At 63.0% G+C, this 16,145-nt stretch carries 15 protein-coding genes and 1 tRNA gene; 9 read left to right on the top strand and 7 right to left on the bottom strand.

Translation table 11 applies throughout. The annotated features are described in order from the left end of the window. Window positions 1–46: 46 nt before the first annotated feature. Window positions 47–919 (top strand): class I SAM-dependent methyltransferase, encoded by an 873-nt coding sequence (locus tag GA829_RS08900; RefSeq protein WP_195179576.1) that lies wholly within the window; start codon window positions 47–49, stop codon window positions 917–919. A gap of 23 nt (window positions 920–942) precedes the next feature. Here the strand turns inward: GA829_RS08900 and GA829_RS08895 are convergent, their stop codons facing one another. From GA829_RS08895 to argJ, 5 genes are all read right to left on the bottom strand, one after another. Continuing rightward, complete coding sequence (locus tag GA829_RS08895; RefSeq protein WP_195178154.1) at window positions 943–1,122, bottom strand: Flp family type IVb pilin; 180 nt, start codon at window positions 1,120–1,122, stop codon at window positions 943–945. 108 nt (window positions 1,123–1,230) lie between these two features. After that, entirely contained in the window at window positions 1,231–1,545 is a 315-nt protein-coding gene (locus GA829_RS08890; RefSeq protein ID WP_195178153.1) for a hypothetical protein, read from the bottom strand. Between the two features lie 122 nt (window positions 1,546–1,667). Then, window positions 1,668–2,090 (bottom strand): 8-oxo-dGTP diphosphatase MutT, encoded by a 423-nt coding sequence (mutT, locus tag GA829_RS08885; RefSeq protein ID WP_195178152.1) that lies wholly within the window; start codon window positions 2,088–2,090, stop codon window positions 1,668–1,670. Continuing rightward, the gene (locus GA829_RS08880; protein WP_195179575.1) at window positions 2,087–2,836 is read right to left on the bottom strand and encodes a GNAT family N-acetyltransferase; all 750 of its coding nucleotides are present in this window, start codon (window positions 2,834–2,836) and stop codon (window positions 2,087–2,089) included. Before GA829_RS08880 ends, mutT begins: the two co-directional genes overlap by 4 nt. Window positions 2,837–2,865: 29 nt before the next feature. Further along, window positions 2,866–4,107, bottom strand: a complete 1,242-nt coding sequence (gene argJ, locus GA829_RS08875; protein ID WP_195178151.1) for a bifunctional glutamate N-acetyltransferase/amino-acid acetyltransferase ArgJ — start codon at window positions 4,105–4,107, stop codon at window positions 2,866–2,868. Window positions 4,108–4,287: 180 nt separating this feature from the next. Between argJ and GA829_RS08870 the strand changes: the two genes are divergently transcribed. Both GA829_RS08870 and GA829_RS08865 read left to right on the top strand, forming a co-directional pair. Next, a complete protein-coding gene (locus tag GA829_RS08870) occupies window positions 4,288–5,520 on the top strand; it encodes a caspase family protein (protein ID WP_195178150.1) in 1,233 nt (410 codons plus the stop codon). Between the two features lie 119 nt (window positions 5,521–5,639). Beyond that, complete coding sequence (locus GA829_RS08865) at window positions 5,640–6,242, top strand: TetR/AcrR family transcriptional regulator (RefSeq protein WP_195178149.1); 603 nt, start codon at window positions 5,640–5,642, stop codon at window positions 6,240–6,242. 57 nt (window positions 6,243–6,299) lie between these two features. Here the strand turns inward: GA829_RS08865 and GA829_RS08860 are convergent, their stop codons facing one another. Next, complete coding sequence (locus tag GA829_RS08860) at window positions 6,300–7,220, bottom strand: peptidylprolyl isomerase (protein ID WP_195178148.1); 921 nt, start codon at window positions 7,218–7,220, stop codon at window positions 6,300–6,302. 250 nt (window positions 7,221–7,470) lie between these two features. Here GA829_RS08860 and secA point away from each other — a divergent pair, with 250 nt between their 5' ends. The 5 genes from secA (at window position 7,471) to GA829_RS08835 (ending at window position 15,245) form a co-directional block, all read left to right on the top strand. Next, a complete protein-coding gene (secA, locus tag GA829_RS08855; RefSeq protein ID WP_195178147.1) occupies window positions 7,471–10,203 on the top strand; it encodes a preprotein translocase subunit SecA in 2,733 nt (910 codons plus the stop codon). Between the two features lie 282 nt (window positions 10,204–10,485). After that, complete coding sequence (locus GA829_RS08850; protein ID WP_195178146.1) at window positions 10,486–11,886, top strand: oligosaccharide flippase family protein; 1,401 nt, start codon at window positions 10,486–10,488, stop codon at window positions 11,884–11,886. Continuing rightward, entirely contained in the window at window positions 11,886–13,166 is a 1,281-nt protein-coding gene (locus tag GA829_RS08845; protein ID WP_195178145.1) for a GNAT family N-acetyltransferase, read from the top strand. Before GA829_RS08850 ends, GA829_RS08845 begins: the two co-directional genes overlap by 1 nt. Window positions 13,167–13,245: 79 nt before the next feature. After that, complete coding sequence (locus tag GA829_RS08840; protein ID WP_195178144.1) at window positions 13,246–14,079, top strand: creatininase family protein; 834 nt, start codon at window positions 13,246–13,248, stop codon at window positions 14,077–14,079. Beyond that, window positions 14,076–15,245 carry a YncE family protein gene (locus tag GA829_RS08835; protein WP_195178143.1) on the top strand — a complete coding sequence of 390 codons (1,170 nt, stop codon included), beginning with the start codon at window positions 14,076–14,078 and terminating at the stop codon, window positions 15,243–15,245. The genes GA829_RS08840 and GA829_RS08835 overlap by 4 nt, the downstream gene beginning before the upstream one ends. Before the next feature lie 35 nt (window positions 15,246–15,280). Here the strand turns inward: GA829_RS08835 and GA829_RS08830 are convergent. Then, window positions 15,281–15,365 (bottom strand) — tRNA-Leu (locus GA829_RS08830). A gap of 183 nt (window positions 15,366–15,548) precedes the next feature. Here GA829_RS08830 and GA829_RS08825 point away from each other — a divergent pair. Beyond that, window positions 15,549–16,136, top strand: coding sequence for a YqaA family protein (locus GA829_RS08825; RefSeq protein ID WP_195178142.1), 588 nt, complete (start codon window positions 15,549–15,551; stop codon window positions 16,134–16,136). Window positions 16,137–16,145: the final 9 nt, after the last annotated feature.

Genomic DNA, 16,145 nt, shown 5'->3' with positions numbered 1-16,145 from the left:
CCCTGCGCCGTACTATATCGCAATGCGGACAAACGAGGACCTGCCTTTGCAGCCGATAATGGATAGTTCTCTGTGGCTGGCGCACAAGCGCCGGGCGCTTGCCAATCCGGTCGAGGGTGCGGATTTCCTCATGCGCCGGGCGGCGGAGGAACTCGCCGATCGGCTGGGCGCGGTCGAACGCAAGTTCGGCAAGGCAGCCGTGCTGTTCTGCCAGACCCCGGCGGCAACCGACGTGCTTGCCGAGAGCGGCAAGGTGAAAGAGATCATACGCGTCGAGGCCGATGCATCATTCCTGCGAGGGGCGGCCGGGCTGGTCGCCCCCATGGAGACCGTACCGTTCGAGCCAGAAAGCCTGGATCTTGCGGTTTCCCTGCTCTCGTTGCAGGCGATGAACGACATCCCCGGCATGCTGATCCAGATCCGCCGCGCGCTGCGGCCCGACGGACTTTTCCTCGGTGCCTTTGCCGGCGCGGGCACGCTCGTTGAACTGCGCGAGAGCCTGCTTGCCGCCGAGACCGAACTTTACGGCGGCGCCAGCCCGCGTATCATCCCGTTTACCGACGTGCGCGATGCCGGCGCACTCTTGCAGCGCGCCGGCTTGGCGCTGCCGGTCACCGACGTCGACACGGTGACGGTGCGCTATGCCAGTCTGTTTGGCCTGATGGCGGACCTGCGGGCGATGGGTGAAACCAGCGCGCTCTTCGATCGCAGCAGGCGGCCTGGCACACAGATGCTGTTCGCCCGCGCGGCCGAAATTTATGCCGAACGGTTTTCCGATCCGGATGGCCGTGTAAGGGCTAGTTTCTCGACGGTGTGGATGTCCGGCTGGGCGCCCGATGCCTCACAGCAAAAGCCGTTGAAACCGGGGTCCGCCACTGTCTCGCTCAAGAAAATCCTGGAAAATCCCGAAGGCGGCTAATTCTGCGTCCCATCGCGCCTTGATCAGGGCGCGCCGAAAGCGTTGACGAACCTGCCGCCATTGTCCGTGAAAAGTGCGGAGACGGCGTTCAGCGCCTGGCCGACGCCTGCGACGACGGCAAGCGACAGCACCGCGACGATCAGGCCGTACTCGACGGCCGTCGCACCGTTTTCGTCTTCTAGAAAACGTCGCAGTGTTTTCATGATCTCGATCCCTCTTGCCAGGACCTTAGCGCCGATCTGTTAAGAAAGGTTAACGGCAAAGGCTTAACAGGCACTGAAAACCGCGCCATTTCGAAAAGGCTGCGACTGTCAGCAGTCGCCGCTGCTTCTGCCATTGGCCCTGATGATGCAGACCGAGCTTGGCTGCGGCTGCAGCACGCTTCTGCGCAACGTGTATGTGTCGCGATGGCTGATCGAGCCGGTCGCGGTCATGTCGAGACCGGCGGCAAGGTCGTCGCGCGCAGATGGCGATCGTGTCTGGCTGTCGAGGAACGGTGTCGCGATAAGGGCGAGAGCCACCGCCGCCGAACCAAACAGCAGCGTGATGCGCAGTATGCCCATGCCCGTGTCGGCGGCTCGAAAACGGTCCGGCCGGATCGAGTCCCAATCCCTCTCAAGGTTCATGCAATCGCTCCCCAGCGAATCGGCGGCGCGGCCAGAACACGGCCTTCGCTCAATTTTTCACGGCAAGATAAATCTTCCATTAACGCTGGCTGATAAGAGGCCCGCTCAGGAAAGCAGCGTCTTCACAGAAGATCGATAAGGAAAGGAATCAGCGGCGCATCCGCCGGCGGCATCGGGTAATCGCGCATCTGCTTTGGCCGCACCCATTTCAGTGCCTGACCTTCCCTGGGCTGGGCAATGCCGCGGAAGCGCCTACAGACGAACAGCGGCATCAGCAGATGAAAGTCGTCGTAGGAATGGCTGGCGAAGGTGAGCGGTGCGAGGCACGGAATCTCGGTCTCGATGCCGATTTCCTCCTGCAGCTCGCGGATGAGGCATTGTTCGGGCGTTTCGCCTGGTTCAACCTTGCCGCCCGGAAACTCCCACAGGCCGGCAAGCTGCTTGCCCTCGGGCCGCTGCGCGAGGAGCACACGGCCATCCGTGTCGACCAGCGCGCAGGCCGCGACCAGGAGCAGGCGTTTGCCCGAATTCACCGTGACGCTCATGCCTCGGGCGGCCGGCGATAGTGATAGCGATAGACCTCGTTGAACCCGAGGGCGTGATAGAGCGCCAGCGCCGGCACATTGCCGGCCTCGACCTGCAGCCAGGCCTCGCGCGCGCCGCGCAGCCGCGCCCATTTCAGCGCCGACAGGATCAGGTTTCGGCCATGGCCCTGGTTGCGCACCGACTTTTCGGTGGCGACCTCGAACAGTCCCGCGAGATCGCCATCATGGACGCAGATCAGCGTCGCCAGCGGCTCGCTGCCATCCTCAAGCGCGAACAGCCCGGCCTCGGGCTGGATGGCGCCAATGATTTCCGACAGGCCGGGCCGCAGCGACACATCCGAACCACTCACCTTGAGCGACGCGCCGATGAAGCGGCTGATGTCTTTCAAGGGAATCTGGTCCATCGCGGCGTCAAGCTGGGCCTCGGCCAGCGGCAGGCGCATCACCACCGATTCGTCGAAACTGCTCCAGCCCTCGCTGTCGAGATAGTTCGAAAGATCGGGCCCCGAGAGCGGCGAGATGCGGAAGGTCAGCGGCCTGCCATAGGCATCGAAACGCCGGCTGGCGCGACCGATGCGATCGGGAATGTGCTGGATGTCGCCCGGATCGAGAGGATTGACCGAATTCAGCCGCTTCGCGGGATGGCCGGCGGTCAGCCGCACAACCCAGGTGCCGTCATAGTGAACGGCCGCCGCCGGCCAGGCGCGAAAGCCGGCCGCCTCGTAGCGGCGCACCGTTGCCAGCATGCTTGCCGGGTGCTTGGAAACCAACGCCATCAACTCCGATAATCACCGTTGATGGCGACATACTCCTTGGTGAGGTCGCACGTCCACACCGTCGCCTTGCCGCGGCCGATGCCGATATCGGCACGGATGCGGATCTCGTCACGCTTCATGTAGGCCGAGGTCGCCTGCTCGGAATAGGCGGGATCGCGCTCGCCATCATGCGCCAGCCGGTTGTCGCCGAACCAGATCGACAGCCGGTCACGGTCGGCGGGTTCTCCTGCCTTGCCGACAGCCATGACGACACGACCCCAATTGGCGTCCTCTCCGGCAACCGCCGTCTTGACCAGCGGCGAATTGGCGATCGACAGCGCGATGCGCTTGGCCGACCTGGCCGATTTCGCGCCGGTCACGGTCACTTCAACCTGCTTGCGGGCACCTTCGCCGTCGCGCACCACTTGCAGCGCCAGTGACTTCAGCACCTTGCCGAGCGCGCGGCGGAACGCACCGAGACGCGCATCCCTAGGGTCCGTGATGGCAGGCGCACCGCGCCTGGCGGCCGCACCGGTGGCAAAGATCAGCAAAGTGTCGCTGGTCGAGGTGTCGCTGTCTACGGTGACCGCGTTGAACGTCTTGGCCGTGCCGCGCGACAACAGATCCTGCAGCACCGGGGCCGCGATCGGTGCGTCCGTGGCGATGAAGGAAAGCATCGTCGCCATATCGGGCGCGATCATGCCGGCCCCTTTGGAAATGCCATTGATGGTGACATCGGTGTCACCGAGCTTGATCGTCGCGGTTGCCACTTTCGGATAGGTGTCCGTGGTCATGATGGCTTTCGCCGCCTCGGTCCATTGATCGGGCCTGCCATCCTTGACCAGCCCTGCGAGCAAATGGCTGAATTTGGTGGTGTCGAGCGGCTCGCCGATGACCCCGGTCGAAGCCAGGAAGATCTCGCCAGCCGTGCAGCCCGCCGCTTTCGCTGCCGCCTCCCCGGTCATCGCGGTCGACTCGCGACCCTTCCTGCCGGTGAAGGCATTGGCGTTGCCTGAATTGACGACCAGCACCCGCGCCTTGCCGCCACCGAGGTTCTGGCGGCAGAAATCGACCGGCGCCGATGGGCATTTCGACTTGGTGAACACGCCGGCGACAGCCGTGCCGGCATCGAAAACCATGGCCAGAAGATCAGTGCGGTTCTTGTATTTTATCCCAGCCTCGGCGGTGGCGATGCGCACCCCCTCGATCTCGGGCATCTGAGGATATTTCTTCGGCGCGAGCGGCGAAATCGTATCGGACATGGGGAACCTCGGGCGGCGGAAAACGCTGGGGAAACGCCGGTTTGCCCGATACCGCGCCCCGGCGCAAGGCGTTTTCGTGGTCGCGGCAAGAGCCCGATACTTACCATGTTTCGTCCATGGCCCGGCCGTGTTGCAAATTTGTTGGCACTGTCACGGGCAGTGGCGTTATGATCCTCACCCATGGGCAGGCTTGTGATCTTGGTGTCGGCGTTTCTGGGGCTTCTGCTCCTGAGCGCCGATGCGCAGCCGGACCGCAGGGTCGCGCTTGTCATCGGCAACGGCACCTATGACGAAGCGGGCACGCTGCCCAACCCGGTCAATGACGCGCTCGACATCGCGGACAAGCTGCGCGCCATCGGCTTCGAGGTCATCGAAGGCAATGATCTCGGCAAGCGCGAACTCGAACGCAAGATCGGCGAATTCTCCGACGCCCTTCAAGGCGCCGGTGTTGGGCTTTTCTACTATGCAGGTCATGGCCTGCAGGTCGAAGGACGCAACTTCATCGTGCCGGTCGATGCCCGGCTGGATATGCCGGTGAAGCTGCAGCTCGAAGCCGTGCCGATCGACGAAGTCCTCGACATCATGGAACAGCAGACCAAGGTCAGCCTGGTTTTTCTCGATGCCTGCCGCAACAATCCCTTTGCGCGCGGTCTCAGCCGCAACGCCGCCAGCCGGTCGGCGACGGCGCTTGCTGGCCTTGCGCAATTCGATTCGACGCGTGGCTCGTTCATCGCCTTCTCGACAGCGCCCGGCGCCGTCGCCATGGACGGGACCGGGCGCAACTCGCCCTTTGCCGCCGCACTCCTGCGGCACATTGCCGAGCCCGGCCAAAGCATCAACGACATGATGATCGCGGTGCGGCGCGACGTGGTGTCCGAGACACGCGAGTCGCAGCGCCCCTGGGAGCAAGGCTCGCTGCTCGAGCGTTTTGAGTTTGTCCCGGGCGGCGAACCCATCCAGCCGCCCAAGCCGGCTGTCGCGCCGGCGCCTGCCTCGCAAGTGGCCGCGCTTGAGCGATCCGTCGGTGACGACAAGAGCTCGATCGAGAAATTCCTGCGCCGGGACTATCTGGCGCCCGACACGAAAGACATGCGCGAAACCGTCAAGCGGCTCTACGGCTCGTCCGCCACTGTTTTCGGCACCCCCTACGACACCGATGCATTGGTGAAGGTCAAGACCGACTGGTTCGCGCAATGGGCATCGTGGTCGTTTGATCTCGAGCCGGGCAGTCTTCAGGTGACGCCGCGCGGCGAGGATCGCGCCGACGCCGTTTTCGCCATGAACTACGACTATGTGCCGAAAGACAAATCGGCGGCGCGCCTCACCGGCAAGGCACGTGTCACGCTGGGACTTGTCAAGGTCGACGACGGCTGGCGCATAAGCTCGGAAACATCGGCCGCAGCCGCCAATTGAACTCCGCCGACCCTCAGTCTTTTTGATGGTTTCCTGTCCCCGATAATTTGAAACGCCCCGTTTCGTTTCCTCCAGGGGTCACCTATGATGCCTGCGAAATGGACTGGTAGGAAAACGAGATGGGCGAAGGCGCGGATCCCGGCCGTAAATCGATCGGAGCACGGCGCAACCCGGACAGCGCCGGCGCCATTCTGGAAGCCGCTGAAGCCGTGCTGGTCGAAGCCGGATATTCGGGATTTTCAATAGAGGCGGTGGCCCGCAGGGCGCGCGCGGGGAAGCCCACCATCTATCGCTGGTGGCCGAGCAAGGCTGCACTGCTGCTTGATATCTATCAGCGCCAGAAGCGCGTCGACAATCCGGACACCGGAAACATCGAGGACGATCTCGTTGGCTTCCTGAACAGCCTGTTCTCGCACTGGCATGACACGTCGTCGGGCAGCATCTTCCGTTCGATCGTTGCCGAAGCACAGTCGGATGCAAGTGCTGCCGCGGCTCTTGACGAGTACGCGAGAGGGCGCCGCGCCCATACCAGCCGGATGATCGAGCGCGCCAAGGCAAGAGGTGAGGTCGCGACCGATGTCGATCCCCTCCTCGTTGCCGACCTCATCGGCTCCTTCGCCTGGGTACACCTTTTGACCAACCGCCTTCACGGAGAGGAGGCCGCCATCCGCGCCGCCGTCCGCTACGTGCTGAAAGGCATCGCCGCCCCGAGCCAGCTCTAAAACAAAAAAAGGGCGCGGCGGGCAAACTGCCCGCCGCGCCCTTGGTGACTGCGTGACTTACTTGGCGCTTTCCAGCGTATCGACCGCCTTCTTCAGGTTCGCATCCGGAATTTCAACCTTGGCGGCGCCGCGTAGCGACTTGACCAGCGCGAAATACTTGTCGCGGATGACAGCCTGCTTGGCCTGATCCTTGACGTCGTTGAACGCCGGCGGCTGCTTGGTGCGCTTGTCCTCGAGCTTGATGACGTGCCAGCCGAACTGCGACTGCACCGGCTCCTTGGTGTATTTGCCGACCTCAAGCGCGAAAGCCGCCTTGTCGAACTCCGGCACCATCTGGCCAGGTCCGAACCAGCCGAGATCGCCGCCATTGGTCTTGCCTGAGGGGTCGCTGGTGTGTTCGTTGGCGAGCTTCTGGAAATCGGCGCCGCCATCGAGCTGCTTGATGATGGCCTCGGCCTCTTCCTTGGTCTTCACGAGAATGTGACGGGCATGCACCTCGTTGACCGGCGGCGTGCTGGCGATTTCCTGGTCGTAGCGGGCGCGGATCTCGGCATCCGTGACCTTGTCGACGACACCCTTCTCGACCATCTCGCCATGCAGGGCGCGCTGTTGCAGGAACGCCATGCGGCGCTGGAAGTCGGGATCCTTGTCGAGCCCGGTGGTGACCGCCTGGGCGGCCATGACGCGGATCTCGATGGCTGCCGAAAGGGCGGCGGCGCGGCGCTGTTCCGGCGGGAGCTGCGCAAACTGCTGCGACAGCTCGCCCTCAGCAAGCACAAGGTCCGCCTCGGTCAAGTTCTGGCCGTTGATCGTGGCAACCACGGCGTTCGGATCGACGGGCGCGGCGGCGGGTGCCGTTGCCGCATCCGCCGGGGCGGGAGCGGCTTCCTGCGCCATCACAGGCGAAAGCGAAAGAGCCGACAGCCCGAATGCCAGACCAAGGCTGACAAGCGACGCGCGGCGGAACAATAAGGACATGAAGTTAACTCCGGTGAGGGATTGTTAAGAGCGGGTGGCTTCCAGATCAGCCAGATTGTGGCGGAATTTGGCGCGCCCGGCAGGGCCAGCGCGGCGTTGACATCAGTTGAGCCCCCTCTTATCTGTCCAACGACTTTGCGTCCAGAACCGTTTTCCGGGCGCTTTTTGTGTTTCTCCACGTTCACGTGGAATTGATGGGGCCGGCCGGTACTCATCTCAAGATTGAGAATTCTATCGAAAGGACCAGTGGATGGTCAGTCTCGGCGGTCTCGCCCGTAAGGTTTTCGGTTCCTCCAACGACCGTCGGGTCAAATCGACCCGGCCTCGCGTCGAGGCGATCAATGCCATGGAAAACGAGATGCGGGCGTTGTCCGACGCGGAACTTACCGGCCGCACGGAAAAATTCCGCCAGGACATCGCCAATGGCGCCAGCCTTGACGATCTGCTGGTGCCAGCCTTCGCGACGGCCCGCGAGGCGGCCCGCCGCGTGCTTGGCATGCGGCCGTTCGATGTTCAGCTCATCGGCGGCATGGTGCTGCACAATGGCGGCATCGCCGAGATGCGCACCGGCGAAGGCAAGACGCTGGTCGGCACCCTTCCTGTCTACCTCAACGCCCTCGCCGGCAACGGCGTCCATGTCGTTACCGTCAATGACTATCTCGCGACGCGCGATTCCGAATGGATGGGCCGCGTCTACAAGTTCCTCGGCCTGTCGGTCGGCGTCATCGTCCATGGACTTTCCGACGAGGAACGCCGCGTCGCCTACGCCTCCGATGTCACCTACGCCACCAACAACGAGCTCGGCTTCGACTATCTGCGCGACAACATGAAGTATGAACGCGCGCAGATGGTGCAGCGCGGTCACAATTACGCGATCGTCGACGAGGTCGACTCAATTCTGGTCGACGAGGCGCGCACGCCGCTGATCATTTCCGGTCCGCTCGAGGACCGTTCCGAAATGTACAACACCATCGACACCTTCATCATCCAGCTGCAGCCGCAGGACTACGAGATCGATGAGAAGCAGAAGACCTCGATCTTCACGGAGGAAGGCACCGAGAAGCTGGAGAACCTGCTTCGTGACGCCGGTCTGCTCAAGGGCGAGTCGCTCTATGACGTCGAGAACGTCGCCATCGTCCATCACGTCAACAATGCGCTGAAGGCGCACCGGCTGTTCCAGCGCGACAAGGACTATATCGTCCGCAACGACGAGATCGTCATCATCGACGAGTTCACCGGCCGCATGATGCCTGGCCGCCGCTATTCGGAAGGCCTGCATCAGGCACTCGAAGCCAAGGAGCACGTGGCGATCCAGCCGGAGAACCAGACGCTGGCCTCCGTCACCTTCCAGAACTATTTCCGCCTCTACAAGAAGCTCGCCGGCATGACCGGCACGGCGCTGACCGAGGCCGAGGAATTCGGCAACATCTACAATCTCGACGTCACCGAGATCCCGACCAACCTGCCGGTCATCCGCAAGGATGAGGACGACGAGGTCTATCGGACGGTCGAGGAGAAATACAAGGCGATCGTCAAGGAGATCCGCGAGGCCAGCGACAAGGGTCAGCCGACGCTGGTCGGCACCACCTCGATCGAGAAATCCGAGCAATTGGCCGAGCGCCTGCGCAAGGACGGCTTCAAGGATTTTGAAGTGCTGAACGCGCGCCATCACGAGCGCGAGGCGGCCATCGTTGCCCAGGCAGGCCGGCCGGGCGCCATCACCATCGCCACCAACATGGCTGGCCGTGGCACCGATATCCAGCTCGGCGGCAACACCGACATGCGCATCGCCGAGGAGCTTGGCGACATGCCGGCCGGTCCCGAGCGCGACGCCAGGGAAAAGGAAATCCGCGAGGACGTCGCTCGCCTGAAGGAGAAGGCGCTGGCAGCCGGCGGCCTCTACGTGCTTGCCACCGAGCGCCATGAATCGCGCCGCATCGACAACCAGTTGCGCGGCCGCTCCGGCCGTCAGGGCGACCCCGGCCGTTCGAAATTCTTCCTGTCGCTGCAGGACGACCTGATGCGCATCTTCGGTTCCGAGCGCATGGACGGCATGCTGCAGAAGCTCGGCCTCAAGGAAGACGAGGCCATCATCCATCCCTGGATCAACAAGGCTCTGGAGAAGGCGCAGACCAAGGTCGAGGCGCGCAACTTCGACATCCGCAAGAACCTGTTGAAATACGATGACGTCTCCAACGACCAGCGCAAGGTGGTGTTCGAGCAGCGCATCGAGCTGATGGACGGCGAAGGCCTGACGGATATCATCACCGAGATGCGCGAGGGCGTCATCGATGAGATCGTCGCCAAGGCTATTCCCGAAAACGCCTATGCCGAACAGTGGAACGCCGCTGGCCTCAAGGCCGAGGTCACGGAGTTCCTCAACCTCGATCTGCCGATCGAGGATTGGGTGAAGGAAGAAGGCATCGCCGAGGACGATATCCGCGAGCGCATCACCCAGGCCGCCGACGTCGCCGCCAAGGAACGCGCCGACCGCTTCGGCCCCGAGGTCATGACTTATGTCGAGCGCTCCGTGGTGTTGCAGACGCTCGACCATCTGTGGCGCGAGCACATCGTCAATCTCGACCATCTGCGCTCGGTCGTCGGCTTCCGCGGCTACGCGCAGCGCGATCCGTTGCAGGAATACAAGGGAGAGGCATTCGAGCTGTTCCAGGCAATGCTGGGCAACCTGCGCCAGGCCGTCACCGCGCAGCTGATGCGCGTCGAGCTGGTGCGTCAGGCCGCCGAAGCCCCGCCCCCGGAAGCGCCTGACATGTTCGGCAGCCACATCGACGGCACCACCGGCGAGGACGACTTCGAGGGTGGCGAGACAGCCCTCCTGGTTCGCCAGGAACAGAACGCCGTTGTCGCCCCAGAGGACCGCGATCCCAACAACCAGACAACCTGGGGCAAGGTCGGCCGCAACGAAGCCTGCCCCTGCGGCTCCGGCAAGAAGTACAAGCACTGCCACGGCGCCTTCGCGTAGGCCCAACGAACGCAGGCGGCCATAGCCGCACCCGAAAACGAAGCCCCGCCACCAAGCGGGGCTTTTTTCGTTTCGCTACACGGCCTTTCCAAGGGGAGCCAATCCATGCCGATGGGTTGTCATGCAACCGGTTCACCGACACGCGTCATCCTCACGCCGCAAACACGGACATTCTTGGCGCTATCGACGGCTGGCCTGCGAGCAACCCCCACCCAACCGTTTCTTAAGGTGTCTTTGATAGACCAAGGCTGAAAAAGAGGCGGAAAACGGAGAGTAATCGGGGTGCGCTTTTCCGCGGCCACGACAGCCGGGCGATTTTTGCCGCAGCGTTTGGCGCTGCGCATGAAGCCGCTGCTAGGCCTTATCGACGCCGTGCTGTTCACCGCCGACGAACGCGGCGAAGCCGGCCGCATGTCGGTCATCGCCTTCTCCATCCGCATCGTCAGCGCCGTTATCGCCTTCATCAGCCAAGTGCTGATGGCGCGCTGGATGGGCTCGTTCGAATACGGTATCTTCGTTCTTGTCTGGGTGACGATGGTGATCGTCGGCAACCTCGCTTGCCTTGGCTTCCACACCTCGGTCATCCGCTTCATCCCCGAATACCGTGAACGCAACATGCTGGCCGAACTGCGCGGCATCGTGCTGGCAAGCCGGCTGTTCGTGCTGATCGCCTCCACGGTCATTGCTGGCCTCGGCGCGCTCGGTGTCTGGCTGGCCGCGCCGTGGATCGAGAGCTACTACGTTCTGCCCTTCATCCTCGGCATCATCTGCCTGCCGATGATTGCCATGTCGGACCTGCTGTCGGGACTGGCACGCGCCAACAGCTGGGCCCTGTTCGCCCTGTCGCCGACCTACCTGGTCCGGCCCGTGCTGATCCTGGCGTTCATGGCGCTGATGCTGCTGGCCGGCTATGCGCCCGATGCCAAGACCGCGATCTTCGCCTCGATCGCCGCCACCTATGTCACCACGCTTGGCCAGCTTGTCGGCGTCAGCCGGCGCATGGAGAAGACGATCCCCCCGGGGCCGAGCACGGTGCATTTCGCGCAATGGTTCATCGTGTCGCTGCCGATCTTCCTGGTCGAGAGCTTCTTCTTCCTGCTGACCAACGCCGACGTGCTGATGGTCGGCGCCTACATGGATCCCAACGACGTTGCCGTCTATTTCGCCACGGTGAAGACGCTGGCGCTGGTGCATTTCGTCTATTTCGCCGTCAAGGCGGGCGTCGCCCAGCGCTATGCGCAGTTCACCCATGGCGAGCCGCAAAAACTGGCTGCCTTCGCCCGCGAGACCGTGTCATGGACCTTCTGGCCGTCGCTGCTGATGGCGCTGCTGGTGCTGGCGCTGGGTGAGCCCATGCTCGTTCTGTTCGGTCCCGAGTTCACCAGCGGCTATCCGCTGCTCTATCTGCTTGTCTTCGGGGTCGTTGCCCGTGCCGCCGTTGGCCCCTGCGAAAGCCTGCTTACCATGAGCGGCAACCAGAACATCTGTGCCGCCGTCTACGCCATGACACTGGCCTTCAACATCGGCCTCAACGTGGTGCTGATCCCGCTGTTTGGCCTGTGGGGCGCGGCCATGGCCACTGCCTTTGCTATGATTTTCGAGGCAAGCGCACTATCCTTCACCGTCTGGCGCAAACTCGGCATCGTCATGCTCATCTTCGTGCCCGCGAAAGGAGCCGTGTGATGGCCGCCATTCCATTGATCGAGGAAACCAGCGGCGGCCCGGCTGGCGCCATGGTGTCGGGTCTCGCCGGACTGGGGCGCGACGCCGATCCCGCCCATATCGAAATCCTCGCCAACAACCGGCCCCAGCGGAAGCTGGCGATCTATCCCGCATCCGCCGGCTTCGAGCTGGTCGAGGAACTCGACTATCTCTGCACCCGCACCGTCGAACCCAACGTCTTCTTCAACCCGCGTTTCCTGGCGCCGGCAATGCCGCGCCTGGAGGACCGCGAGGTGCGGCTGGCGGTGATCCGTGATGGCGACGAATACCGCAACCGGCTGCGCCTGCTGGTGCCTTTCTCGGTGGAACGGCCCGTCATACCGCTCGGCGTTCCGGTGATGCGCACCTGGGCCAGCCCGTTCGGACCGCTCGGCACGCCGCTGGTCGACCGCGACGACCCGGTCGGCGTCATCGAGGATTTCTTCTCGATGCTGTCGCGGCCGCATCTCAAGTTGCCGAAAGTCTTTGTCCTTCCCGATATGCGCCTCGACGGGGCGGTCGCGAGCCTGCTTGCCACCGTCGCCGAGACGCGCGGCCTGACAATGGTCACCACCGGCAGTGTCGAACGCCCGTCGCTGGAAAGCCAGCTCGACGGCGAGGCCTACCTAAAGGCCTCGCTGCGCTCGCACCACACCCGTGAATTCCGTCGCCTGAAGCGTCGTCTTGCCGACCTCGGCACGCTGGAACATGAGGTGGCGCGCGGTCCCGAAGAAATCCGCCACGCCATCGAAAGCTTCCTGACGCTTGAAGCGGCCGGCTGGAAAGGCCGTGAGCGCACCGCCATGGCGATCGACCGCTACCGCGCCGCCTTTGCCCGCGAAGCCGTGCACCGGCTGGCCGAGCAGGATATGTGCCGCATTCACTCGCTGACGCTGGATGGCCGCACCATCGCTTGCCTGATTGTCTTCGTCGAGGCTGGCATCGCCTACACATGGAAGACGGCCTATGACGAGACGCTGGCCGCCTATTCGCCGGGCACGCTGCTGATGATCGAGGTCACCAAGCAGCATCTCGACGACCCCAATGTGATGATGACCGATTCCTGCGCGGTGCCCGACCATCCGGTGATGAGCCGGCTGTGGTCGGAACGCAAACCGATGGGCACGCTGGTCATCGGCATGACGCCGGATGCCGACCGCCTTGCCCGCCAGGCCGCCTCGCAACTGCATCTCTATCGCGAGACCCGCAACATGGCCCGCCTGCTGCGCAACCGGATGAGAAGCCTGCTGGGGCGGCGCTAGGTCATGATTCCGAACCTTTCCCCAGGCGTCTTATGGGAAAGCCCGCACGGTCTGACACAAACACGATTTTGAGGCTGGAATGATCGCATGGCGCAGTCTCATTTTCATAAGTGCCGTCTTCACTCTTTGGTCGTTGGCACTTCCGCCGTCGCTGGCCAGTCCTGCCAATGCGTCGGTTTTCCTTGAAGATCAGACCTGGACCGAGTTGCGCGATCTCATCGGCGCCGGGACGACGACAATCATCATCCCGATAGGCGGCACCGAGCAGAACGGCCCCGCCATGGCGTTGGGCAAGCACAATGTTCGGGTGAAGTTTCTGGCTGCAAAGATAGCCGCGCGGCTGGGCAATGCGCTGGTCGCCCCCGTGATCTCCTACGTCCCGGAAGGGACTGTTGATCCACCGACCGCTCATATGAAGTTTCCAGGCACGATCACGATCAGCGACAAGACGTTCGAGCAGTTGCTCGAGTCCGCGGCGCGCAGCTTCAAGCTGCATGGCTTCAAGACAATCGTGCTGATCGGCGACCACGGCAGCTACCAGGCAGACGAAAGTCACGTGGCCGATCGCCTGAATGCCGAATGGAGCAAGACGCCGGTCCGGGTCTTTGCAGCGCTTGAATATTACAGGATCACCCAGCGGGCCTATGTCGACAAGCTTCTGGCCGCCGGCGCGAAGCGCTCCGAAATCGGGACGCATGCCGGGCTCGCCGATACATCGCTCATGCTCGCCGTCGATCCGTCGCTGGTGCGCAAGGACCGCCTTGCTCGCACGCCGATGCTCAACGCCGGTGACGGTGTCTATGGTGGCGATCCAGCACGGTCGTCGGCCGAACTTGGCCAGCTTGGCGTGGATCTGATCGTCAACGGAACAGCCGAAGCGATCCAAGGCTTTGTCGAGAAGCAACCCAAATGATTAAGGCCTGGTTGCGGTTCACGAGCCTGTGCGCGCCGCTCGTGCTGTCGTTTGCGCTGTCGTTGCCACCAGCTGCGGCTGGCTCGTGTCCGGAGGACTGCAGCGAGCCGCCGCCGCGCAACCCGGTCAACATCTACAGCGAGACCTCGGCTGATCATTTGAACCCGGCGACCGTAGGCGCCTTGCCTCGTGTCTATGTTCCAAACCGTTCGTCCAACAGTGTATCGGTCATCGACACCGTAACCCTGAAGGAAGTGGACAGGTTTACAGTCGGGCTCAGACCGCAGCACGTCGTTCCCTCCTGGGATCTGCGCACCCTATGGGTAGCCAACAACGCCAGCGGCACCAGCAAAGGCAGCGTGACACCCATCGACCCCAAGACCGGCAAGCCGGGTCACGAAATTCCGGTTCAGGACCCCTACAACATGTATTTCATGCCGGACGGCAGTTCGGCGATCATTGTCGACGAGGCCTACAAGCAGCTCGATCTGCGCGATCCGCAGACCATGGCGTTGAAATCGGTTATCCCGACGCCAACTTGCCCGGGCATCAACCATGCCGATTTTTCGGCCGACAATTCCTACGCGATCTTCACCTGCGAGTATGGTGACGGCGGACTGGCCAAGATCGACCTGAAGAACCAGAAGGTGCTCGGCCATCTCGCCCTTTCCAAGATGGGCATGCCGCAGGACATAAGGCTCTCGCCCGACGGCAAGGTCTTCTATGTCGCCGACATGATGAACGACGGCGTCTTCCTGGTCGACGGCGACAGCTTTGCCGAGATCGGCTTCATCCCCACCGGGATTGGAACGCACGGGTTTGTCGTGAGCCGTGATGGAACAAAGCTCTATGTTTCAAACCGTGGCTCGCACAGGATGGAGCAAGGCCGCTCAAAGGGACCGGGAAGCGTGACCGTCATCGATTTCGCGACCCGCTCGGTCGTCGCGCAATGGCCCATCCCTGGCGGCGGCAGCCCGGACATGGGGAACGTCAGCGCCGACGGCAAGCAGCTCTGGCTGTCTGGCCGCTTCGACAGCGAGGTCTACATGATCGACACGACCTCGGGCGCCGTGACCAGGATCCGCGTCGGAGTGGAACCGCATGGCCTGACGGTCTGGCCTCAGCCCGGCAGATACTCGCAAGGCCACACCGGCAACATGCGGTGAGTCGCGCCGACCGGGAAGAAATTCGAAAAATGGAATGGTGCCCCTAGCCGGAATCGAACCAGCACTCCTTGCGGAACTCGATTTTGAGTCGAGCGCGTCTACCAATTCCGCCATAGGGGCTCAGGCTGGGTAGCCTGGATCGGCGCGGACTATACGGTCGGAGGCCTGTTCGTCAACTGGCCAATCCCAAGATAACGGCAAACCGCGACCATTCTTCGCCTTTCCATTTCGTGAAGCCGCGGCCATTGTGCGGCGCGGAAAATCTTTCTAGACAAACGGCGGATCTGACAGGGGTGCCAGCCAATGCTTCGCGGACTTTACGACTGGACCTTGTCGCTGGCGGCACGGAAATCCGCCGAATGGTGGCTGGCCTTCATCGCTTTCGTCGAGAGCTCAGTGTTCCTTGTGCCGGCCGACGTGCTCTATATACCGATGGCTCTGTCGCGGCCGGATCGCGCCTATCGCTACGCGCTGATCGCCACCGTCGCCTCCGTGCTTGGCGGCATCGCCGGCTGGTTCATCGGCCATTATGCCTATGACGCGGTGGCCAGGCCCATTCTCGAATTCTACGGCAAGTATGACGAGTTCGAAGCGTTGCGCACCTCATCGGGCGTCGGCTTCATCATCCTGATGCTGATAACCTCGGGCGCGGCTCACCTGCCGCCGATCAAGGTTGTGACCATCCTTTCCGGCGTCATCGGCGTCAATCTGCTGCTGTTCATCGTCCTGGCGATCGTGGCGCGCGGCGCCCGCTTCCTGCTTTTGGCCTGGCTTTTGCGCCGCTACGGCGAGCCGATCCGCGAGTTCATCGAAAAGCGCCTCGGCCTGATTGCCGGCGCCGGCGCTGCTGCCCTGATTTTGCTCTATATAGCGGCCAAATACGCTCTCTGATGCACCGGG

Origin of the sequence: Mesorhizobium sp. INR15 (assembly GCF_015500075.1) — a bacterium.
Classification (GTDB): domain Bacteria; phylum Pseudomonadota; class Alphaproteobacteria; order Rhizobiales; family Rhizobiaceae; genus Mesorhizobium.
Note: the sequence above shows the minus strand (reverse complement) of the source record. Positions and strands in the feature narration are given on the sequence as shown.